Annotated in this window: 21 protein-coding genes; 7 read left to right on the top strand and 14 right to left on the bottom strand. The window is 40.3% G+C overall.

All coding sequences use genetic code 11. The features are described 5' to 3' along the window. Nucleotides 1–156 (top strand): cold-shock protein (locus tag CWB85_RS14275; protein ID WP_138555253.1); only part of this gene is annotated, 156 nt, incomplete at its 5' end. Nucleotides 157–307: 151 nt separating this feature from the next. Here CWB85_RS14275 and CWB85_RS14270 read toward each other — a convergent pair. Together CWB85_RS14270 and CWB85_RS14265 are read right to left on the bottom strand one after the other, a co-directional pair. Further along, entirely contained in the window at nucleotides 308–949 is a 642-nt protein-coding gene (locus CWB85_RS14270; protein ID WP_138555252.1) for a glutathione S-transferase family protein, read from the bottom strand. Between the two features lie 11 nt (nucleotides 950–960). Further along, on the bottom strand, nucleotides 961–1599 hold the full coding sequence (locus tag CWB85_RS14265) for a glutathione S-transferase family protein (protein WP_138555251.1): 639 nt from the start codon (nucleotides 1597–1599) through the stop codon (nucleotides 961–963). A gap of 392 nt (nucleotides 1600–1991) precedes the next feature. Here CWB85_RS14265 and katG point away from each other — a divergent pair, with 392 nt between their 5' ends. Further along, nucleotides 1992–4169 carry a catalase/peroxidase HPI gene (katG, locus tag CWB85_RS14260; protein WP_138555250.1) on the top strand — a complete coding sequence of 726 codons (2178 nt, stop codon included), beginning with the start codon at nucleotides 1992–1994 and terminating at the stop codon, nucleotides 4167–4169. An 83-nt stretch (nucleotides 4170–4252) separates the two neighbouring features. Here the strand turns inward: katG and CWB85_RS14255 are convergent, their stop codons facing one another. The 4 genes from CWB85_RS14255 to CWB85_RS14240 all read right to left on the bottom strand — a co-directional run bounded on the left by CWB85_RS14255 (nucleotide 4253) and on the right by CWB85_RS14240 (nucleotide 8831). Then, nucleotides 4253–5026: a LytR/AlgR family response regulator transcription factor gene (locus CWB85_RS14255; protein WP_249314876.1), complete on the bottom strand. Its 774-nt coding sequence runs from the start codon at nucleotides 5024–5026 to the stop codon at nucleotides 4253–4255. Continuing rightward, nucleotides 5023–6006, bottom strand: coding sequence for a sensor histidine kinase (locus CWB85_RS14250; protein WP_138555248.1), 984 nt, complete (start codon nucleotides 6004–6006; stop codon nucleotides 5023–5025). The genes CWB85_RS14255 and CWB85_RS14250 overlap by 4 nt, the downstream gene beginning before the upstream one ends. Before the next feature lie 76 nt (nucleotides 6007–6082). Then, complete coding sequence (locus CWB85_RS14245) at nucleotides 6083–7948, bottom strand: CIA30 family protein (protein WP_138555247.1); 1866 nt, start codon at nucleotides 7946–7948, stop codon at nucleotides 6083–6085. A 220-nt stretch (nucleotides 7949–8168) separates the two neighbouring features. Next, the gene (locus CWB85_RS14240) at nucleotides 8169–8831 is read right to left on the bottom strand and encodes an FMN-dependent NADH-azoreductase (RefSeq protein WP_138555246.1); all 663 of its coding nucleotides are present in this window, start codon (nucleotides 8829–8831) and stop codon (nucleotides 8169–8171) included. Between the two features lie 160 nt (nucleotides 8832–8991). Here CWB85_RS14240 and CWB85_RS14235 point away from each other — a divergent pair, with 160 nt between their 5' ends. The 3 genes from CWB85_RS14235 (at nucleotide 8992) to CWB85_RS14225 (ending at nucleotide 11359) form a co-directional block, all read left to right on the top strand. Then, nucleotides 8992–9807, top strand: a complete 816-nt coding sequence (locus CWB85_RS14235) for a LysR family transcriptional regulator (protein ID WP_249314874.1) — start codon at nucleotides 8992–8994, stop codon at nucleotides 9805–9807. 211 nt (nucleotides 9808–10018) lie between these two features. Further along, a complete protein-coding gene (locus CWB85_RS14230; protein WP_138555245.1) occupies nucleotides 10019–10306 on the top strand; it encodes a helix-turn-helix domain-containing protein in 288 nt (95 codons plus the stop codon). 192 nt (nucleotides 10307–10498) lie between these two features. Beyond that, nucleotides 10499–11359, top strand: a complete 861-nt coding sequence (locus tag CWB85_RS14225; RefSeq protein ID WP_138555244.1) for a hypothetical protein — start codon at nucleotides 10499–10501, stop codon at nucleotides 11357–11359. 192 nt (nucleotides 11360–11551) lie between these two features. Here the strand turns inward: CWB85_RS14225 and CWB85_RS14220 are convergent, their stop codons facing one another. The 3 genes from CWB85_RS14220 to CWB85_RS14210 all read right to left on the bottom strand — a co-directional run bounded on the left by CWB85_RS14220 (nucleotide 11552) and on the right by CWB85_RS14210 (nucleotide 15187). Continuing rightward, nucleotides 11552–13894 (bottom strand): S9 family peptidase, encoded by a 2343-nt coding sequence (locus CWB85_RS14220; protein WP_138555243.1) that lies wholly within the window; start codon nucleotides 13892–13894, stop codon nucleotides 11552–11554. A gap of 148 nt (nucleotides 13895–14042) precedes the next feature. Beyond that, nucleotides 14043–14687 carry a thiopurine S-methyltransferase gene (gene tmpT / locus CWB85_RS14215; RefSeq protein WP_016706529.1) on the bottom strand — a complete coding sequence of 215 codons (645 nt, stop codon included), beginning with the start codon at nucleotides 14685–14687 and terminating at the stop codon, nucleotides 14043–14045. Nucleotides 14688–14695: 8 nt separating this feature from the next. Further along, the gene (locus CWB85_RS14210; RefSeq protein WP_138555242.1) at nucleotides 14696–15187 is read right to left on the bottom strand and encodes a DUF2938 domain-containing protein; all 492 of its coding nucleotides are present in this window, start codon (nucleotides 15185–15187) and stop codon (nucleotides 14696–14698) included. A 101-nt stretch (nucleotides 15188–15288) separates the two neighbouring features. Here CWB85_RS14210 and CWB85_RS14205 point away from each other — a divergent pair, with 101 nt between their 5' ends. Next, nucleotides 15289–16179 carry a LysR family transcriptional regulator gene (locus CWB85_RS14205; protein ID WP_138555241.1) on the top strand — a complete coding sequence of 297 codons (891 nt, stop codon included), beginning with the start codon at nucleotides 15289–15291 and terminating at the stop codon, nucleotides 16177–16179. On the opposite strand, the gene CWB85_RS14200 is transcribed toward CWB85_RS14205, so the two are convergent. Genes CWB85_RS14200 through CWB85_RS14190 form a run of 3 tightly spaced genes read right to left on the bottom strand, consistent with a single transcriptional unit; the run spans nucleotide 16176 to nucleotide 18586 of the window. Continuing rightward, nucleotides 16176–16754, bottom strand: coding sequence for a DJ-1/PfpI family protein (locus CWB85_RS14200; protein ID WP_138555240.1), 579 nt, complete (start codon nucleotides 16752–16754; stop codon nucleotides 16176–16178). The two genes, CWB85_RS14205 and CWB85_RS14200, sit on opposite strands and share 4 nt — an antisense overlap. 41 nt (nucleotides 16755–16795) lie before the next feature. Beyond that, nucleotides 16796–17107, bottom strand: coding sequence for a cupin domain-containing protein (locus CWB85_RS14195; RefSeq protein WP_138555239.1), 312 nt, complete (start codon nucleotides 17105–17107; stop codon nucleotides 16796–16798). Nucleotides 17108–17116: 9 nt separating this feature from the next. After that, entirely contained in the window at nucleotides 17117–18586 is a 1470-nt protein-coding gene (locus tag CWB85_RS14190) for a DNA recombination protein RmuC (protein ID WP_138555238.1), read from the bottom strand. Nucleotides 18587–18794: 208 nt separating this feature from the next. Between CWB85_RS14190 and CWB85_RS14185 the strand changes: the two genes are divergently transcribed. Continuing rightward, nucleotides 18795–19340 carry a hypothetical protein gene (locus tag CWB85_RS14185; RefSeq protein WP_138555237.1) on the top strand — a complete coding sequence of 182 codons (546 nt, stop codon included), beginning with the start codon at nucleotides 18795–18797 and terminating at the stop codon, nucleotides 19338–19340. On the opposite strand, the gene CWB85_RS14180 is transcribed toward CWB85_RS14185, so the two are convergent. Beyond that, on the bottom strand, nucleotides 19337–21925 hold the full coding sequence (locus CWB85_RS14180; RefSeq protein ID WP_138555236.1) for a serine/threonine-protein kinase: 2589 nt from the start codon (nucleotides 21923–21925) through the stop codon (nucleotides 19337–19339). The genes CWB85_RS14185 and CWB85_RS14180 overlap by 4 nt on opposite strands. Further along, nucleotides 21888–22892: an FHA domain-containing protein gene (locus tag CWB85_RS14175; protein ID WP_016706537.1), complete on the bottom strand. Its 1005-nt coding sequence runs from the start codon at nucleotides 22890–22892 to the stop codon at nucleotides 21888–21890. The genes CWB85_RS14180 and CWB85_RS14175 overlap by 38 nt, the downstream gene beginning before the upstream one ends. Between the last annotated feature and the right edge of the window lie 344 nt (nucleotides 22893–23236).

Genomic DNA, 23236 nt, shown 5'->3' with positions numbered 1-23236 from the left:
GGCTTTATCGAGCAAGAATCTGGGCCTGACGTTTTCGCTCACTTTAGCGCAATCAGCGGTGACGGCTTCAAAACGCTAGCTGAAGGCCAACGTGTACAGTTTACTGTTACTCAAGGTCAAAAAGGCCCACAAGCTGAAAACATCGTTTGTATCTAAACTATTGTTTTAGTTAATACGTTTTAACGTATTAATAGCCCACCGATAGTAATTTATCAGTGGGCTTTTTTGTATATGCCGCGATAAATAGTAAATATTTGTCATTTCCCTTATTTAATTTTTGTTCGAATGCGCAGTTTAAAATATCACACTAAAAATTTTCACGGCCTTTGAGTTCAGTAAAATCACTCATAATCCATTTTTGATAACCCGCTCTGGTTTTTAGTAACTCAAACCACTGAGTTACGCGCGGTGGTAATGTTATTGCTAACCCCTGAGCTGTTAGACGATATAAAATAGCTCCCACACAAATATCAGCCAGAGTCATTTTACCACCGGCAAGATAGGGGGCATGGCTTAGCTGCTGTTCAATTATCTGTAAGCATTGCTCGCACTCTTGTATGTCCCGTGTGATTTGCTCCATACAACGGTTGTTTTGCGTTTTTCGGTAATAACCCCAAAATGTGGCCATAAAAGCAGGTTGAAAAATCACCTGTGACCAATCCATCCAACGCTCGTATAACGAACGCTGATAGGGCGATGCATAATACCAATCTGTCGTGCCATAACTTGCCGCCAAATAGCGTAATATGCTGTGCGACTCCCAAATAACATTCTCGCCATCAACCAATACCGGTACTTTTTGCAGCGGATTCAATGCTATAAAATCATTGTTTTCAAGGCCTCCGAAACGACCACCCACTTCAATATGTTGGTAACTCACGCCCAGCTCATCCAGAAACCAGAGTACTTTTTGCACGTTAAACGAGGTTGTTCTTCCATAAACTTTCATTGTCATTCCTATTATTGATAATCAACCAAACTGAGATTTTCTTTTTTACACACTTTAATAATCGACTCTCGCTTAGCTAAGTGGCGTAAATACTTGTTGAGGTACTCAAACGAAAGCGGCGGCTGTTTTAGTTCATCCGCCCATATCGCAAGCATAAATAAGTAAAAATCACTGATGCTGAGCTGCTCGCCAATTAAGTATGTTTGATTTTTAAGCTGTTTATCCAGTAAGGTTAATATATCGGCAATTCGCTCCTCTTGTGCAGCAACAATGGCACTGATATGACTGCTATCGATACTATGGCGCTGCGGATAAAAGTACACCATGAGCTCAGCTTGCAAAGTGTTAGTTAGATACATCATCCATTGCAAGCACGCAGCTCGATTATGCGCACCTATTTGCGGAATAAGCATTTTAGCGGGATGCGTTTCTGCTAAATGAATGCAAATAGCGGCACTTTCAAAAACGACTTGTTGACCGTCCACTAATGTGGGTATTCGCCCAGCGGGGTTCAAGGCTAAGTAACTGGCTGCTTTTTGAGCCTCGTTTTTTCTATCCACTAAAATTAATTCAAAATCGGTTTGCAGTTCTTCAAGAATAAAGTGCGGCGCCATACTGGCGTTGAGTGGGTAATAATAAAGCTTATACACAAGTCAGTTCCTTTGTTTTTAACATTTTATTTGTTGTCTAACACTTAAACTTCGATTGGATGAATCACTTAGTAGTTTACTCGATTACCTAAATAGTTAACAAGCCAAGCATTTCACCTTAGCTCGGGGAATGCAGTAATCATGCTATCGGTTCAACTAGCTTATGCTTTTTACAAACTAACTATCAGATTAATTGATTACCCCAATCGTTTTAAACATTGATCTAGATCTAGTTTTTAATCGTTAATCATCTATATTGAATTTATTAAATGAACTTCTATAAGACTGAGTTATCAACCAATTAAGTTAAATAGCAAGTTGGTTATTTTGAACTAAACTTTAAGCGTAGCTTTAATAGATAGAGTTTTTTTATTCCGATACAGGAGCTGAAAATGAGCAATTCAGGTGCGGGCAAATGCCCAATTATGCACGGTAGTAACACACAATCGTCAAAATCCAACACTGATTGGTGGCCGAACGCATTAAATTTCGACATTCTTCATCAACACGACACAAAAACCAATCCCTACGGTGATGATTTTAATTATGCCGAAGAGTTTAAAAAACTGGATCTTGAAGCGGTCAAAACAGATTTAATAAACTTAATGACGCAAAGCCAAGATTGGTGGCCTGCTGACTGGGGCCACTATGGTGGTTTAATGATCCGTATGGCGTGGCACTCAGCGGGGTCATATCGTTTAGCGGATGGACGTGGTGGCGGTGGTACTGCAAACCAGCGTTTTGCACCTTTAAACTCATGGCCAGATAACGCCAACCTCGATAAAGCACGCCGCTTGCTTTGGCCTATCAAGAAAAAATATGGTAACAAGTTATCATGGGCTGACTTAATTATTTTAGCCGGTAACATGGCGTATGAATCAATGGGTTTAAAAACCTTTGGTTTTGCCGGTGGCCGCGAAGATATTTGGCACCCAGAAAAAGACGTGTATTGGGGAGCTGAAAAAGAATGGCTCGCGCCAAGTGATGGTCGCTATGGTGATGTAGCCAAGCCTGACACTATGGAAAACCCATTAGCGGCAGTACAAATGGGCCTAATTTACGTAAACCCTGAAGGGGTTAATGGCCAGCCAGATCCATTAAAAACCGCAGCACAAGTACGTGAAACCTTTGCCCGCATGGCGATGGATGATGAAGAAACGGCAGCCCTTACGGTAGGCGGGCATACTGTTGGTAAAACTCACGGTAACGGTAGCGAAGACAACCTAGGCCCAGAGCCAGAAGCAGCCGATGTATTCGAGCAAGGGCTAGGTTGGAACAATCATAAAACCCGTGGTATTGGCCGCGATACCATGACATCTGGCATTGAAGGTGCGTGGACTACACACCCGACTAAATGGGATAACGGTTATTGCTACTTATTACTTAACTATGATTGGGAGCTTACCAAAAGCCCAGCAGGTGCGCACCAGTGGGAACCTGTAAATATTAAAGAAGAAGACAAACCTGTTGATGTAGAAGACCCATCAATTCGCTTAAACCCAATAATGACCGATGCCGATATGGCAATGAAAATGGACCCGACTTATCGCAAAATCATCGAACGTTTTAACGATGACTTTGAGTACTTTAGCGATGTATTTGCGCGCGCTTGGTTTAAGCTCACCCACCGTGACTTAGGCCCTAAATCGCGTTATTTAGGCGCAGATGTACCAAGTGAAGATCTGATCTGGCAAGATCCAATTCCAAGTGTCGATTACACCTTATCAGATACTGAAATAAGTGAGCTTAAAGATAAATTACTAAATTGTGGGATTGCAGCGAATGATTTGATCAGCACTGCATGGGACAGTGCTCGCACCTATCGTGGCTCTGATCACCGTGGGGGCGCAAATGGCGCACGTATTCGCTTAAGCCCACAAAAAGACTGGCAAGGTAACGAGCCTGAGCGCTTGGCTAAGGTATTAAGCGCACTTGAAAAAGTACAAGCGGGCTTAAGCAAACCAGTTAGTTTAGCCGACTTAATTGTACTTGCTGGTACAGCCGCCGTGGAACAAGCTGCAAAAGCAGCTGGAGTCAATGTGACTGTACCGTTTACACCTGGGCGAGGCGATGCCACTGACGAGATGACTGATGCAGAGTCTTTCGATGTGCTTGAGCCAATCCACGATGGCTTTAGAAACTGGTTAAAACAGGACTACTCAGTATCACCTGAAGAGCTACTATTAGAGCGCAGCCAACTAATGGGTTTAACTGCACCAGAGGTCACTGTGTTATTTGGCGGTATGCGTATGCTTGGTACCAACTATGGCGGCACTCAACATGGTGTATTCACCGATAATGTGGGTACTTTAACAAATGATTTCTTTGTTAATTTAACCGATATGAACAACCGCTGGGAGCCTGCAAGCAAAACGACCTTTAATATCGTTGAACGCAGCTCCGGCACCACTAAATGGACAGCAACACGTGTTGATTTAGTATTTGGCTCAAACTCTATTTTAAGAGCACTGGCTGAATTTTACGCTCAAGACGATAACAAAGAGCGCTTTGTGCAAGACTTTGTTAAAGCATGGGTTAAAGTAATGAATGCCGACCGCTTTGATATTTAATTAAAGCACTAAGCATATTTTCAGAACAACGCGAGAGTTAACACTCTCGCGCTTTTTATTTTCTTGTTCCAAAATATAACAAACTAAATCTTTAACAGTTGCTTTAGTTTATCAGCTCCTGCGCGGCTGGTACTGAGCTCTGACTTTTCTTCATCATTAATAATCACCATCAGCTTGCCGTTAAACCAACGTTGAATTTCTTTTATGTGATCAACATTTACTAGGTAGCTACGGTGAATACGCACAAAATTTTGAGAAGACAAACTGTGCTCTAGCTGATCTAAGGTATCACTTAAATGATGTAACGCTTTACCATCGTGTGCAAAACTATTGCCCTGCTCTGATTTAATAAACTTAATATCAGCGGGAGATAATAAAAAAATTCGCTCACCACTTTTACTAATGAGTTTATTAAGTTTATTGTCGCTTAACTCGTACTGTGCTTTATCCGATCCATTGTTAACCTGTATCACAGCTTGTTGTTGAGCAAGCTGTTGCTGCGCTTTTGCCAAGGCTTTTTTAAGTCGAGCGATAGGAAACGGCTTTAATAAATAGTCAACTGAGGCATATTCAAATGCCTCTATAGCAAATTGATCATACGCTGTGGTATAGATGATCAACGGTTGATGGTTTAGTAAATCAACAAGCTCTAAGCCATTAATTTCTGGCATTTGAATGTCCAGAAGGGCAACGTCGGGCTGTAGCTCATTGATCAATGAAATAGCTTCTTTACCATTTGTTGCAATGCCAACAACGTCAATATTATCCATTAAACTAAGCTGATGAGTGAGTTTTTCTCGTGCCGGCAATTCGTCATCTGCAAAAACCAAACGTAATTTACTAACAGCTTCACTCATAACGCTAACTCCAAACAAACCACTGCGCCGTTATTATTACTCAAATTTATTTTACTATTACCTAACTGGTTAACCCGTTGCTGGATATTCTTCATGCCAACACCGGTGCCATAACCATGCTTTAACACATGCTCATTAAACCCAATACCGTTATCGCTGACTTTCACTCGAACTAGGTTATCAATAACAGTAAGTTCTATATTTACAGTTAAGCTGTTTTGCTGAGCATTATGCTTAATCGCATTTTCAATAATAGGTTGAATAATGAGAGGCGGAATATGAATACTTTTTAGCTGCTCAGGTAGGGTGTAATTTACCTGCAGTTTTTCACCAAAGCGGGCTTTTTCAATATTTAAATACTTCTCGATAATGGCAAGCTCTTGCTCAAGCGGGATCAATGTTTGTTCTGCTGTATCTAATGAATACCTGAGTATATCAGCAAGTTCATGCAACACTTCGTCTGCTAAATCAGGGTTAGTGTGAATATAAGCTGAGATAGTATTGAGGCTATTAAACATAAAATGTGGGTTTAGCTGATAACGTAACGTGGCAAGCTGTGCTTTTTTGCGCGAATGCTTCTCAGATGCAACCTTTTTTTTGCTCTCAATATAAATACAAATACAGTAAATACATGAGCCCCAAATTAAGCCATTAAAAATAACAAAAACACCAAGCGGCCTATAATCATCATATAAGCTAACGAGTACGTGATCGGTTATTACATTACCAGTGGCCATAAATACCACCGCAATTAACCACTCTAGCGCTATTTTTTTATTACCATTTTTTCGCAGCTGAAAAATTAATGCCGCCGCCGCCCATACAGGGACCCAGTAAAAAGTAACAAACCACACGAGTGAAGCTATAACAGTATCAATTGAGATAGGTGCTGAGTTACTAATAACAATGGCTAGCGCATAGGCAATATCAACAATGAGTAGTAAACAAAAACTGTATTTATAAAAAGGGTGTTTAAACATAATTAGGATTCTTTTTTAAAAACCATAGCAAATAAACAAGGCCAAAACCAAACTTATTGATTATGGCCTTAGCTGTTTAATAGTAACTAAACTCTTTAATTTCTAATGTATTGTTTAATATAGTGTTGGCTGCGCCTGGCATTTTTCGCCACATAACGTTGAATCCGGTAATCTTTTGTGCCGACCACGTAACAGAGTTACCAAAGCCAAACTGCTTAAATTCACTAAAAGGGATTTCGATTGTACGCCATTGTTCACTCGGTTTGGCTAATACACTAAAGTTGTCCCAGTCTTTTACATCACTGTGATAGATTGCCAAAGCAAATGGTACTGTTGACCCTTTGTAAGTTAGTCGCACACCGGTATAGGCTGATGCATCGACTGGCTGCGGGTATTTAATTTCAGCTCCCGCCCAAGCTCCAAAATTGGTAGGTTTAGCTACTGCCGTATTTATCGTCAGGCTGTGTTTATTTACCGTTAACTCTACGCTGGATTGGCCGCCCATTACCGCATCACTTAAACCTTGCCACGGCGATTTACCATCAAAATCATCGATAAAACGTTGTGCAGTTGTACTATGTGCAGTTTTATTACAGGTAGGCCCTTGTGGCTCAATAGCTGCATTCTCTGCTATAAGTTTTTCGCGGTTAACCTGCTCGCCCGATTTAAAAACCTGTGAAATAGAATGAATGGCGCTTATATCTTCAATTGGATTTTGCTCTAGCAAGATAAAGCTTGCCTCAAAACCCGTTGCTAACTGGCCTATGTTATTACTTTGATTTATTGCTTGCGCACCATTTATCGTTGCAGCATCAATAATCTGTGCATTTGTTAAGCCCGCTTTTTTAAGCGCATCTATTTCATTGTGCAAGCCTAAACCATGCAACGTATAAGGGTTCCCTGCATCTGATCCAGTTCCAATTACAACACCCGCTTGATGTAATTGCTGAATATTAGCGTAGGCAATACTGCGTGCTTGCCAGCTGTGATCTTTCCATTTTGATGGCTCAGGGACGTTCTCAAATAAGCAGCCTTGCAGTTTATTTGGTACGGGTTTTAGTAACTCTGTTTGCGAGCTTAATGCGTGGTTATGCCTTTCATCGCTGTGATTATGATAGACCGCAAGAGTAGGAATATACATCACCTTATTTTGTTTCATTAAGGCAATAAACTCATCATCTATCGCTTCACTATTAATACCGTGAGCAAGCGCAGTAGCACCCGCTTTTATCGCTCGTTTACCATCTGCTAAAGTGGATACGTGCACAAAGTAAGGGAGACCAGCTGCTTTAGAACGCTCACCAAGCTGTGCTAACTGGCTATCTGTAAGGGAGCTGCCAGTCCCCCCAAATGTTTCAATCACTGCTTTAGTAAGATGTGGATTAGTCGCCAGGTGCTTTTGCCATAATCCATCAATATCGCTGTCATTACTGATCTCATAGACGCTACCACCAAATTGAGTGCCATGACCCCCAGGATTAGTAAATAAGGTGCCAGCATAAAATAAATTAGGCGTGAGCTGCGTCGCGTTTAATTTTTCCGCTTCATCAAGGGTTTGTTGAAATGAAAACAAATCAACAATATTCGTCACGCCTAAATACAAATTAGCATTAAAATGCGACTTTACCGGTAAATATTGAAACTCTGTAAAATTGCTCCCTGAAGAACCTAAATGTACATGCAAATCAATCAGTCCGGATAATGCAAATTGGTTTTTCGCGTTAAAGGTTTTATCAGCCTGCTGCTTCTCGCTCGACGCTTTAGTAATGTTTACTATTTTTCCGTCATCAATATACAAACTACTAGGCGCTGAAAAACTTTGCGATTCATACTGGTATACACGTACGTTATCAACTCGTAAGTCCATGGCGTGTACGTTGAACTGAGCGACTAGGCTTAATCCGATGAGTGTTTTTGTTATAGGTCTTGTTATAGCTTTCATTTTAAATTCCTTATCAACATAATTTCTGAGCTGTTGATATGAAATTTAGCGCTTTAAACTGCCTCATTCAGTAATGTTTATTTGAACCGACACGATCTGCCTTTGAATCGACATAAACCTCTTTTAATAACTTCCCCCCTTTACCTGAATCTTTTATCTCTGCTGTAAACCCCCGTTACGTTTTGATTAAAAATACCGCAGAACAGGGGGCTGCTAACGATTAAATATTGATGTGTGAAGCAAGCTCCATGGCTTGTTTGTAAGCATTTGCTAGTGATTGTTGATGACGCTCATCAGCAAATTCCTGATACTCTGAGGCAATTTCATAAATAGTGCTCACGCCTAAATATTTGCTCAAGGTACGTAAATGGGGCACTAAATGACTCATACGCTCACGTATGCCGCCCTGCTCAAAGCCAAATTCACCCGTTGAAGTGATCACAACCAATGTTTTACCACCGAGCAAAGGCTGTAATGGAAAGTCACCACGGGCCAGATCAAAGTCAAAGGTTTTGTTGATACGTATCACTTGATCGAACCACGCCTTTAGTTGGGCGGGCATACCGTAGTTATACATAGGCGAGGAAATCACAATGATATCAGCGGCTGCAATTTCAGCGATATATGTGTCTGACAAGGCCAGTAACTGTTGTTGTTCTGCAGTCTTTTTATTGTCAGGAGTAAATACCGCGCCGATCCAGTCTTGGGTAATAAAAGGCGGCGGATTCATGCCTACATCACGATAAATATACTCATCTATGCTTTGCTGCTGAGTAATGCTCTCTATAAAACACTTAGCTATATTTTTAGAGATTGAATCGTGATCTGGATTGTCATTTTTAACGGCTCTGATGCTTGCATCAATGTGTAATAGGGTGGTCATACTGTTTATCCTGTTAGTAAGTGTGCAGTAATCATCTAACTAACAGCGGCTTTTCACAAACGAGTTAACCTCAGCTATAAGTAAGTTATACTCATCTATAATTAATTTCATCATTTGCGAACATCACTTATGCAAGTCTCACTACAAGCGCTGAAAGCCTTTGAATCAGCGGCACGTTGGCAGTTTTAAAGCCGCCGCGGATGAACTCTCAATCACGCCAACCGCGATTTCGCACCATATAAATAACCTTGAGAACCGTTTAAATGTGGATTTATTTTACCGCCAAGTAAGAAAGGTAGCCCTCACACCCACTGGTGAATATTTAAGTGCAGCCACAAGCGACGGCTTTAATCGCATAGACCAAGCCTTAGCAACTGTGCAAGCCACAGGTAGAACCGTTAAAATCACCACCACCTCGTCACTCGCTGCGCTACGCTTAATACCTGCATTACAGGAGCTATCGGTCAGCCAGCCTAATCTTGAGGTGGATATATCAACCAGTGAAGCCGTTGATAAACAATCTCACACCTTACCCATTCGCTTTGCTCAGCAGAGCAATATAAACGCTGATGACATTATAAAAACCGAGCAATTTAATGTATTCGGCTCATACAAAGCCACCGATGTGCCTTGGCAAAATGGCCCCATTACGCTCTATACAACAAAATGGAAAAACAACGCGCTGAGTGAGCCACCACTTAAACAATGGCTTACTCAAAACAACTTAGATCCTGCGTTATTTAGTATTAAAACCTTTGACCAAGAACTGTTTGGCATTCAAGAAGCCATGGCAGGCTCAGGACTGGTATTTTGTTCAACCACGCTAGTACAACGATTACTAAATACCGAGTTACTTAAAAGCTTTAATACTCATGCAGTTGAATCTGAGTTTTGTTACTACGTACCCAATAAGCAGCGCTTTCAAACCAGAGACTCCCGCCTAGTTTTAGAATGGGTAGAAGGGTTGCTGAATTAGTAATGCTAGTTAGGTTAGTATTGACATGAATTCACAATTTATTGTGAATCTATGCTATTCCATGGTTATTTATTGAGTAATTCACAGAATACTGTGAATTTACTCTTTATTTAATTACTTCCTTTTTTAATTCACAAAATATTGTGAATTATTAGCTTTTCAGTACTTTTTTAACTATTATTCACAAATCACTGTGAATGTAGAGTTGGTAATGGAAGTCACAATAAAGTCAGCAAAACAATTAGGCAAATTAGCAAGCATTGTGAGGAAAAGCCAAAAGCTTGATCAAAGAACAGCGGGGGACTTCTCCGGTATTAGTATCAATACGGTAAGTGACTTTGAAAATGGCACAGGTTCGCTGTCAATTGGCCGCGCATTCGATTTAATGGAAGCTTTAGGGTTAGAGGTAAAAATAGATGTGGTTATACCTCAACACGATGAAAAGGCTAAAAATAAATTAATAACGCAAATCCAGAGCATGGTGGCTGGCCATGAATAATAGGTCACTCGATGTTTATGCTGGCAAACAGCTCATGGGCCAATTACAAGATAGTAACGGCTTTTGGTCTTTCAAAATAGGACTATGGAATCAGTAAAGAAACTAAATGATTAAGCAATAATTATGAGGTTTAAAATTTGCCCAAATCAAAACTAACTCATAAAATAATTTAAAACATTTCTAGGGAAAGCAATGAGGAAAACTTTAAACGATCATGGACTAATCATCATCCTCACTTTAATCTCATTGTTAATGTTAGTATTAACTAACCAGATTTTAGATAACAATAATGTTTGGTACTCTATATTAACTAGTATTGGCTCAGCAATGATAGCTGGTGTAATTTTATCAATAACTGTTGAAAAAATATCATCTGAGCATAGAGAAACACAGACAAAACAAGCTGTATCAGAAATAAAAGAAAACTTATTCAAGGCAATTTATGGTAGATCTCTCCCTAGTGTAATTTTTAACGAAGTTGAAGAATCCTTACTAAAATCAGATGTAATTAGGCGTAGGTATACTGTAGATTACATAATTAAGGAGCTTGAGGGTTCTAATGATCACTTTCTTTGTATGGTGTCATCATCTTATGAATTAGAAAACATTTCAAATAGAGCGATTCACCAGAAAGTACATTTTGGCTTAGAAGCCTCTGTAGACAAAAAATACAGCAGGTACACAAAAATTACCTCCTTCCAGTGTGATGGACAAAAATATGAGTGTGATAATCGAGATGATGAACATCAAGTCTATATCGAAGTAAAAGTAAAACTTAAAGCTGGAGACCGAATTAGAGTAAATATGCAGGGTCAGCTTGTTAAAAGAGATACAGACTCTGAGTTGTGGGCATCATTAATACCTTCTGATGGTATGACGCTAAGAGTCACAAGCGCTATTGATAACTTAGATATTGATGCAAAAATTAATAACTCACAGCCCTTAGAAGTCATTTCAAATGATCCAGATTCAGGTACTTATCATTGGGATCATGCGAATGGGATATTTCCATATCAATCAGTCGTATTTTGGTGGTCAAGAAAAACTAGCTAGTATTTAAAGAAAAGTCACGCTAATATAGGTGTTAATAGAGTAGTAAAACACTAAACATGAAGGGGGAGTAATAATGAATAGAAAAATTAACTGTATCGGTGGCGGTTCGAGTAATTAAGATCAACCCCAGCAAAAAATAATAGAGCCAGCATAGTTATGCTGGCTTTTTAGTCTCTAAACTAACTAATTTAATCACTTATCCAATAAGTTCTTTTCAAAAAACTCAGCCATCATGGTGTGATAGTGCAGGGCGGTGCCTTTGCCTTCACTTAGGCTGTGTGAACGGTTAGGGTATGAGAAAAACTCAAACTGTTTGTTGTGCTTAACGAGTTCATCAATTAAGCGCTCTGAGCCTTGGTAATGCACGTTATCATCGCCAGTGCCGTGAATAAGCAATAGCTTACCCGTTAGGTTGTTAGCAAACGTGATAGGCGAAGTGTTATCGTAGCTTTCTGGGTCGGTATTTGGGTTACCCGCATAACGCTCTTGGTAAATGGTGTCGTATAAACGTATATCTGGCACTGGCGCTGAGGCAATCCCCACTTTAAATTTATCACCATGGCGGAACAATAAGTTAAGGGTAGAGCTACCGCCTCCTGAGTGACCCCACACGCCAACACGGTCTGTGTCGATTACATCCCAACGTTTAGCCATGGCATCGAGCGCATCAACTTGATCTTGCACGGTAATTGATCCGATTTTTTTATAAATCGATTTGCGCCAATCGCGGCCTTTGGGTGCGCGTGTACCACGGTTATCAACCGATGCCACAATAAAGCCTTTTTGCGTTAACAGTGATTTATACAAGTAGCTATTGCCTTCCCAGCGGTCTTGTACTGTTGAGCCCCAAGGTTCACCGTATACGTAAAACACGATCGGGTATTTTTTACTTTTATCCATGTTCTCTGGGAACATAATGTAGCCGTCAAGCTCGGTGCCATCCTGCGCATTCACTTTAAAAAACTTATGGCTTGGTAAGCTTTGCTTAGCGAGTTTTTCTTTCAGCTCGTTATTTTCAACTAAGGTTTTTACATTACTGTGATTGCTCACTTTAATGATTTCTTTTGTTGGTGGGGTGCCAAATTTAGAATAGCTGTGCATTGCCCATGAGGCATCTTTTGACATGTAATAGCTGTTTGAACCTTCAAACTCCTCAGGGGTTACACGCACAGGTTTGCTGCTACCATCAAGTGGTGTGCGATATAAATAGCGCTGGCCAGGATTCTCTGGCGAGGCAATAAAATACATGACATTTTTTTCTTCATTGATAGTAAGCATATCAACAATATCGTAATCGCCAGGCGTTAGGTCAATAATGGTTTTACCATCGCGCGATACACGATAAAGATGACGCCAGCCGTCACGTTCGCTATGCCAAATAAAGAATTTGCCGTCTTTTGACCAGTTGGCTTTATAAAACCATTCGATAAACGCATCGTCTTTGTCTTCTAAAATTTTAGTCAGTTGCTGCTTTTGCCAGTCAAATAACCATACCTTGTTGTGACTTTGTGGGCGGTTTAAGTCTTGGATCATTAATTCATCCCCAGTGCCTGCCCAGCTGATACGTGGAATGTAGCGGTCGCGATTATCACCTTCAAGTTTGGCCCAGCGGGTTTTCTTATCAGCAAGGCTTACCACGCCAACACGAACAGCAGAGTTAGTTTCACCGGCTTTAGGATATGGGAACTCTTTGAGAGTAGGGTAGAGGTCATCTGTGTTGTTGATCATAGTGAAAAATTTAACGTCACTGGTATCAAGCTGCCAATAGGCGATTGATTTGTTATCTGGGCTCCAACGAAAGCCATCAGCAATGGTAAATTCTTCTTCGTATACCCAATCAAAGTTGCCATTTACAATGGTGGCGCTGCCATCGGTTGTAAGGGCAATTACGTCATTGTTGCCAACCGCTTGCATATAAATGTTGTTATCGCGCACGTAAGCCACTTTTGAGCTATCTGGCGAGAATTTAGCAAACATAAGCTTTTTAGGCTCAACGTCTGCACCGCCTAATTGTTGTAATTGATTAGTCTCAAGATTGAGTAACCAAAAGTCACCGCGGCTGCGTGAGCGCCAAACTTGCTCGCTGTTGGTAAATACCATTAGCCATTTACCGTCTTTTGACCATTGGTAGCTTTCGATTGCAAATGGCTCGTCTGCCCCCTCTGGCAATAACTTTTCAAACTCAACTAATACTTTACGGCCCGTACCATCAGCATTGTAAAACACAATGTCGTTGCCTTTTACGCCGTGCTCTTTTTCATCATCTGCTTTAGCATTATCAGCGTCTTCTTTTTTGTTTTTCTCGCTCTCACGTTCTTCAAGTACGGTGTAGCCAGTGCCATCATCAAGCCATTTAAAGTACGTGCTACGCTGTGCTTTAAAGTATTTATCTTTATAGATTTGCTCAAGGGTGAGTGGGTTACTAACTTGGCTCATTACTGTACTCCCAGTGGTATTTTGCGTTACAGAGCAACCTGATAACGTAAGTCCGGCGAGTACCGACAGTACTAAAGCCGAGGATTTGAGTAGTTTCATGTGGAGATCCTAAAGTGAGGTAATGCTTTTGTTATTGTTAAAGATGTCTTGCGATAAGCTTACTTTAGCAAACTTTGTCAGCTAATTGTTGATAGCTTATCGCAGCGATCTATACAACCACCTCAAATATTGCATGCAATATACAAAATTAGCAATTGTTTTTATGTAGTAACCAGACTAACGCATTAGCAGGCTCAACGCCTTTAATACCATTTTTGATACGCTGGCACTTTATTAGCTCAAGCGTATAAACACGGTGGTAATGATCAAAGACTTCTTGAGCACTCACACTGTAAGGCGTGCCATCCCGTTGAGATTGATCATATACACAACAGATGAGCAGTTGTGGGGCATTATGAGTGATCTTAGTTAAATGAGCAGTATATTTTCCTCGTAATGCTAAAGGTAAAGCCACTAAAGCCCCGCGATCATATATTGCATCAACAACGCCAACTAACGTGGTAGTTAAAGCAAAAATGTCTCCCACCCAAATAGCGAGGTTATGTGCTTGATAAAGTTTTAGTGCGCCATAAGTTGTGACTGTGGCAATTAAAGCTAATGAATCAAAAAGCTGGATTATTGCATCTTCGCTTAGTTCGCTCCCTACAACCTTAAATTGCTGTTCGAGTAACCAAGCAATATCGTTTGTTTTTCCACAAAGTGGCACGAATACTCTGCCATTATGTTTTACATTTAAGTTAGTAAAATAACGATCTAAAAATGGATTCACTTCTTGCTCATGAAAACCAATGTCGTTATTTTGCCATCGTTTTAGCCAATAATTATTCGACATGCTACCCCTCAAAATATCACTAATAAAAGTGCACTGAAATAAAGACCAATACCGAAGACACAATGTGCTGCGCAACTTTTGACTCTAGCAAAAACAGGCTTTTCAGTGTTGCGGGCTGCAATACCGAGCCCTAAAGCAGGTTGCATAACAAGAAATGGCATACATACTGTTAGCAAACCAAATAACAAGGCCTGCCAAAAAGTGGGCGATTCAAGCCAATTGTTTGGCATCACCATTAAGAATACCAAAGCAAAAATGATCCCTACTAAATAATGTATAAGCCAACCTAACGCACACTCCTTATTTTGTGCCTTAGCCTTGCCAATAGCAGTATGCCTAAATTGGCCTGTGCGCATTAAACTCACCCAGCGACCTACCAAACAAAAGTTTAACGACGACACCGCAAATACTTTAGCAAGCATGAAACTCCATACATCGAGCAATAGCGTTGCACCAATGCCCATAACAACCACCGAAACCCAATCAATGCTTTCAAACATTAAGATTACCCTTTGCCAAGAAAACGTGGCTACAATGATATAGACTTACAAAAACGTTAAATACAAAGCTTTAATCAATCTTAAATTGCAAAAGTGGAATTATGTTAGACGATATAGTGTTATTTGTGCATATAGTGCAACAAGGTGGTTTGTCTCAAGCTGGGGAGTACTTATCACTCCCTGCGGCAACAGTGACACGGCGCCTGCAACGCCTTGAATATCGGCTTGGGCAAAAGTTACTGCATCGCTCGGCGCGCCAGTGTACCTTGACTCAACAAGGCCAAGTTTACTATCAAAGCTACGTCAGTTTAGTTGAGCAATTTGAACAAACCAGCCATCAACTTAACCAACAAAAAGAGCAACTAAGCGGTAAGCTTAAAGTGCTTGCGCCACTGAATATTTGTCATGGTTTTTTAAGGCCTATGTGGTTATCGTTCACTAAAGAATATCCCGATATTCAATTAGAGCTTATTTTAAGCAATCAACTTGAAGACATAATAAAAAACCAAGCCGATTTAGCCCTAAGAATAGGCCCACAGGAAGATTCGCTATTACAGCAAAAAAAGCTCGGGCAAGCCGATGCTATTTTGGTGGCTACTCCAAGCTATTTAGCCAATAGCACTAAGTTAGAGCAGCCAAGTGACCTAAAACAGCACCGCTTGATTGGCACTACACTAAGAAATAGCTGGCCACTTACTAATACCCAGACTCGCGCCAGTTATACACACATGTGCCGTTTTAGTAGTATTTATAACGATACGGGGTTTGTGAAATATCAACTGTGCGACCATCAAGGGGTGGGATTACTGCCGCGATTCGAAATTATAAACGAGCTTAAAACTGGTGAGTTAGTGAGAGTGTTACCTGCTTGGCAAGGTCTACCAAGGGAAATTTTTGCTATTTGGCCAAGTGGGCGTTTACTTAGTAAAAAATCGGTTTGTTTACGTGATTACATGCACGCATTTATACAACAGCAGCTCCCAGAAGGTTAAGTATTTTTGTGCCACTGATATTCCATTTGCTTTGCCGTAAGCTCGGCATGTTCTGGGCTTATTAACTCTGATACCAATTGTAAGCTCATATCAATACCCGCAGAAATACCGCCTGAGGTGGTAAATTTACCTTGTGATACCCAGCGTTTATTTGCGATCACATTTAGGCTTGGAAACATAGTGGTGAGATCAGTTTGATCTTCCCAATGCGTCGTAACCGTTAAACCATTGAGTAAATCTGCTTTCGCTAATAAAAATGCTCCCGTACAAACTGAAGCAACTTTACTAGCAGCGCCTGCGGTTTTTCGTATCCAGTTTATTACGGCTGGTTTTTCAAGCTCATGGGTATGCACACCACCAACAACTATGAGCAAATCAATAGCAGGGTGATCAGCAAAACTGTAATGGGGGTTTACAGTGAAACCACCGCGCGCCATAACCGGTGTATTGCTTTTTGCAATAAGGCACACCTGCCAATCATTATCAGCGAGTCGTTTAGCAGTGCTAAACACTTCAAATGGGCCTGAGAAATCCAGCACTTCGGCATCATCGTAAATATAAATCCCTATGTTCATAATTTGATTCCCTTATGCTTTAGCTTCATTGGCATCAAACATTAAACACTACCTTGCGTTTCAATTACTAAAATACGCGCTTCACCCACAGGGTGGGCTACGTGTTCAGTGCCTATTGAGGCATAAAAAATATCACCACTTTGCAGCACCGTTGAGTGCGTTTCGCCATCTTGCTTATAAAACATTTCAACTTCACCATCAAGTACTACAAAGACTTCTTCACCATCATTAATGTGCCATTTATATGGCTGATCAGTCCAATGTAAGCGGGTCGTAATGCCATTCATGTTGGCAATATCTTTAGCTCCCCACGCTTTTTCTGCGGTAAACTCTTTACCACGAATGATCTGCATACAATCCCCTTATTCATCTAGCTCTAATTGCGCCCGCTCTAAGATTTCAGCAGGTAACTCTTTTTGTACTGATACGCCAAGCTCTTTAAACTCAGAGGCTTGCTTAATTAGGTTACCTTTACCGCGATATAACTGAGAAAACGCTTTGTCGTAGCTTTCTTTGGCTTTATCTAATTGCTTACCAACACCTTCCATACTGGTTAAAAAGCCGTTGAGTTTACTATAAAAACGCTCGGCGCGATTAGCCAGCTCTTTAGAATATTTCGTTTGCTCTTCGAAACGCCATAACTGCTTCACTATATTTAAGCTGGTTAACAGAGTGGTCGGGGTAGCAACCAGAATGTTCTTCTCTATCGCTTGTTGGTAAATATCGCTTTGGTATTTAAGCGCCTCAACAAACGCTGATTCTATTGGCACAAACATAATAACGACTTCAGGGGAGTTAAGCCCAGGTAAGCGGTCGTACGATTTGCTGGCAAGTTCATTAATACGTGCTTTAACCGCCTCAACATGCTCTTTAATTGCTTGTTGAGCCTCTAGCTCATTATCGGCATTAACATAGCGAGTATAAGCGTTTAGCGATGTTTTAGCGTCAATCACTAAATGGCGACCTTGCGGTAAATATACCACTACATCGGGGCGTAAACGGCCATCTTCGGTATTAAACGATACTTCGCGCTTATAATCACTACCGGCTCGCAGCCCTGCGCTGTCAAGCACGTTCTCAAGCATTAACTCGCCCCAGTTACCTTGGGTTTTCTTTTGCCCTTGTAGTGCGTTGCTGAGCTTGTCAGCTTGTTCGGTGATCGCTTGGCTTTTCGCTTGTAAATGCAGTAACTCTATTTTAAGTGCTTCACGCTGTTTTACGTCTTCAACGTGGATTGATTCTAGTTTATCTCTAAACCCCTTAAGCTCACCTTGCACAGGTTTTAATAGCTGCTCAATGCTTTCTTGGTTAAGGGTTTTAAATTTTTGGGATTTGTCTTCAAGAATTTGATTGGCGAGGTTTTCAAATTCTTTTTTAAGCTGCTCTTTACTGTCTTTAATATGTTGCAACTGCTGTTCAAAATGACTTTGCTTTTGTTCAAGCATGGTACGCATGTTATTGAGATCAACATTTCGCGCGTTATATTCCCCCCGCAAAGTGGTTAATTCTGCTTCTGCTTTTCGCCAATAATGACTGTATTGCTGACTTTGCTTTTCTTGCTCAGTACAGCGAGTTTTATAGTGCTGAGTTTCGTCGCGTTGCTCTTGATGGCTTTGCTGAAGGAGATCATGTTCATCTGCAAGGGCAACATACTGCTGCTGCTTATCGTTAAATTGTGTTTGGGTTAATAACAGCTGCTGTTGTTGCTCATTAATTTGCTGTAATAGTCGCTTACGTCGACCTGCATAAACGGCACTTAAAAGCGCTGTAGAGGTGGCAAAACCAACGCCAACACTTATCCAATCAATACTCGTAAGTAGCTGTATATACATAAATTAAACTTAATTAACCAAAAGACACTTCATCATAACGAATATTAAAACCTCTAGATAGGCGTATTTAGCTAAGTGAACTAAAAATATTACATAGCATTACAAATCACTTGCGTAAGCTCGTTTTCTGAAAAGTTTTCTTCTACACTGAAATGCAATGATTAAGAATGATTAAAAATAACGACTCCTCAACACAAGGATTGATCACATGAACGATATAAAAACCCCTAATATTGAAGTGCAGTGCAAACCTGACAACTACTTTTCAGTTAAAACACTCACCGTTTTACCCCATACTCAAGAGAATTGGCTGACGTTTTTTAATCATGAAGCGACACCAACAGAAGAACTCAGTGTGTATTTTAATAACGGTAGCGATGCTCACCTCAAGAGTATTGAAAAAAAACAGTATCTAGAACTAATTATAAATATTGATCCTTCCGTAGCCGATGACTGGGAGTTTTACGGAAATGGCGTTGAGTACTGTGGCGCTGATAGCAACTGCCAATATAATATTTCCACACTCATCATGGATGACGACACTTTAGTGTTAAGAATTACGCAAGTTGAGCCAACCTATGAATTTATAGGCGCCGACAAAGACAACCTCGATCAAGTAATTGAGGTTACAGAAGGCCAAGAGACTGAGTATTTACCTATCTCGTTTAGGTATACAGCTAAACATATCCCTTCGGGAAAAATTTATATGTCGCAAGACCCTAAAATAGTGGTGCGTAGACCAGGCACTCTCTAATTTAAAACACTGCGACAGCTAAAAGAAGGGTCATATTGCTGCATTAACACAATAAACTCTTCTTTTTGGCACCATGGTGTAAACCACGGTAATGTAAACCACATAGGGTGATAGCCTATAGTAAGCGATTTTTCTATATACATGATTGCTGACTGAAATTCACCAATCACACTATAAACAAGTGCTGCAGTAAACACGTATTCGTAATGTTCGGCAGCAATACTGATGGCTTTATTGAGTGCCTGCAGTGCCAATTTTGCTTCACCTAGTTGGCTATATGCTTGAGCCGCTTCTAACAGGCTATCTAAAGTCTGCTGTGATTGTGTCAGTTCAATTACTTTTAAATAGTTAATAGGATAGGATTCATTGAGTTCAAGGGACTTTTCTATATCCGCTAGGTTAAGCCGATAACTAACATGCTCAGGGTTCATATCAACCGCCTGCTGGGCAACGATTAAAGCTTGCTCAAACTCTCCTTGTAAAGAATACGCAATACTTAAGTTACTTAAATCAATGCTTTCAGCTTTAACAGCTATAGCTTGTTTATACTGCTCGATTGCAACACTTAAATCCCCCTCTGTAAGCGCTATATCTGCCAGTAATTGGTTGGCCATATAGTTTTGCGGGCTAATACTAATTACCTCATTAAGCAGTTTTTTGGCTTCAACTATTTTACCTTGCCACCACAACACTTGCGCTAAGTTCTGCTTAATTCTTGGATTAGCACGTATTTCTAACGCAGACTCAAAGGCGTGCTGTGCCTCGGCTAATTGATCCTGCTGTAAATATAATAAACCTTGTAGCTCGTAAAGTGTTAGCGGACTTGCACCCACTTGCTCAGCTTTGGCTAAATACTGTTTTGCAGCATGCCAGTCCTGCTTAGCAACAGCAATAAGCATAGCGCTTTTAACAAATGCAGGGGTATTTTGATACTCAGCAGGAGCATTAAACAACAGCTTCCTAGCAATCTCTAAATAATCGCTTTGCTGTGACTGCTGATATAAACCAAGCGCCACTTCGCGAAGTAATTCATAGTTAGCGTATAACTGAGGAGTTAATTCAATCGCTTGGGATATTTGATTAAGTAACTCATCGCTATATTCACCCGCTAACTGAACTTGTTGGTATAGCTCTATATGTTGTTGTTGTACTTCATCACTAAGCTGTGCCAAGGGGATATATTTGCTATTAAAGTCAGGGAATAACGCCGTTAATTGCTGAGTACTTAACTGATACATTTGACTGTAATTATCAATCACAATAGGCCATTGCTTTCGCGCTTTAACTGACCATTTTGGAGCCTCTAAACGCTCTAACGTTAAATAGCATTGTGGCTGAATACAATTAAGTTCTGCTGTCACGACTTCTTGTATACCTGTTGCTTGGCTAAGCTTATTTAACTTATCGATAAACGTCAGTTCAGCGCTGGCTCCTTGCTCTATTATTTCGATTTCATCCTGTGAAATAAGGTTTAACCGCTTACTATTAATAATCCCTTGTCTGATCGCATCATCAATAGTCGCTTTAAGCATGCCTGTATCCACAGATAAGAGCTCTGCAGATTTAACTACCGGCGGCAGAAACGCCACAAAATACTCACTCGTTTGGCGTACTTTAAATTGATATATCAAACCGCCTGCAACCAATGCAGCCCCAACCAACAGTGTAAAGAGTAACGGTTTTTTCGTGGTACTTTTCGTTACTTCAAGCTGGTCAATAGGTTGCGTTGCTTGTGCCAAAATTTCTTGTTGGGTAATTGCAATTATCACACTTTGCAGCTTACGAGCTGTCGTAGCTGCGTCGGGAGGGCGACGCTCTTTCTTACGTTGTAATAATTGATCAAGTAAATCACATAATTCATCCGGTAATTTAGGCGTTATTTCGCGGGCATCCATAGGTTTTTCATTCAGAATACTATGCGCAATTGCTTGCGCAGAGCCATTGCCAAATGGATGACGACCACTGATAAATTGAAAAGCTAACATACCAAACGAGAATAGATCGCTGCGAAAGTCTAATGGCTGTTTATTTAGCTGCTCCGGCGACATCGCGCTAGCGCTGCCAAAGCTCGCAATCTCAGTTTGTTCGTTTGCAGCATTATGCTGCAATGTCGCAATACCAAAATCGGTAATTTTTAGTTTTTGTTTGTCGATAAGAATATTGGCAGGTTTGAGATCACAGTGCATCACCCCCTCAGAATGAGCATGTACTAAGCCATCACATAATTGCGCCAGTAGAGCTAACTTTTCAGGTAAGGTTGTAATATGTTGATGCTGAAACTGTTGTAACGTTTTGCCTTTTAAGTATTCCATAACGATACAAATTTGCTTGTCGTACAGTAATACATCATGAATTTGCACAATATTAGGGTGATTGAGACGCGCAAGTAGCTGCGCCTCAACTAACGGATCACTAAGCGGTCCCTCAGTAAGCTTTAAAAACTTGATCGCTACATAGCGTTTTAACCGGATATCTTCAGCTAAATAAACGCATCCCATCCCTCCTTGGCTTAGTAACTTTATTAATTTGTAGTTAGTTGTTACTTTGTTAAATTGTGATACTTTTTCTTCTTGTTCTTGCGACATCCGAGGTACTCTCTAATTCGCATCCTTTGTAAATCGTATAGGATGCGCCAGCAAAACGCACTTTTCGCAGCTGCCTTTCAATTATATTTTCAGCGTCATGTACATTAGTCAAAACCTCTGAAAATTGCTTTCTAGCGCGATGAATTTGAATATTCAAGTAGCGCATATCAACACCTAAATCCTTTACTAATTGCTCAGTATTGACCCACCCCTGATTTGCTGGCAACACGCCTTTTTTGGCATCCGCGGCACGGTATCGGGCTAAGTTTAAAGTCAGGTAATGATGGCAGCGAACGTGTAAATCAATGTCTTTATCATGATGATGGACTGTTAACTCAGAAGTTTCTTCATCTAAGCTTAAATTAAAAATGAAATCTAACTCATTAATATAAAGTTGCGGAACACTGCTCACTTGTGTGTCTACTTCCAAATGACTTGAAAGAAAAACCCACTGTTCATTCGCTAAATTAATCACACTATCATCTTGTAGCATTTCGCACGTGCTAAATTCATCATCATGCAACGATTCAAGATACCATTGACCGCAGTTCGGCTGGTACATTATGGCCCATTCAGGTTGTTCGGCAGGTAATAGATGGTAATTATTGAGTGCTAGAGTTTCTGTGGTCTTATTTTGCTGTGCGTCAAGTTTGACCAATTGATCAACGGGTGGACTGAGGTCTTTAACCACATAAGTAACTTGAGAGTTACCAGCAAAATAAATTTTATCCCCGATATGTAACTCCTCAACGCTATCTTTTTGTAAGCGCTTATGGTTTAACCAAGTACCGTTGAGGCTTAAATCCCTGATGAACCATTTACCATTTAACCACTCAATGATGGTGTGGATTTTCGATACACTCAAGTCATTGACAAAAGTATCAACCGAGTATTGAAAACGGCCAAAGCTATGGTGCGCATATAAAAAGCAACATTCATTCGAATCTTTATTTAATAAATAAGCCATCTTCAATACCCTTCATAAATTAGGTACGCATCTACCCATTGATATTACAATGATTTTAAAACAATAGACACACAAAAAAGAAAATAAAACACAAAAAATTAACATTTACTTATAAAACCACAAGATAGTAAATTATTACTACTGACAACAATATTTTAGCGACAAAATAATGAAATAAATATTACGTGTTATTACATGGCAGGCATAAAAAAAGCCAGCTCAAGGTGGGCTGGCTCAATCATTACTAAAACTAGTAACCAAATGGGAAATCAACATGATGCTTGTGCAAACTGCAATTTAACAACAAGCATAATAGTAGACGCGGGTAATTAAATTTAGTTCAA

The organism is Pseudoalteromonas sp. S1727, from assembly GCF_005886375.1.
Lineage (GTDB): Bacteria > Pseudomonadota > Gammaproteobacteria > Enterobacterales > Alteromonadaceae > Pseudoalteromonas > Pseudoalteromonas haloplanktis.
The sequence above is the reverse complement of the archived record's forward strand: the minus strand, read 5'-3'. Positions and strand labels throughout refer to the sequence as shown.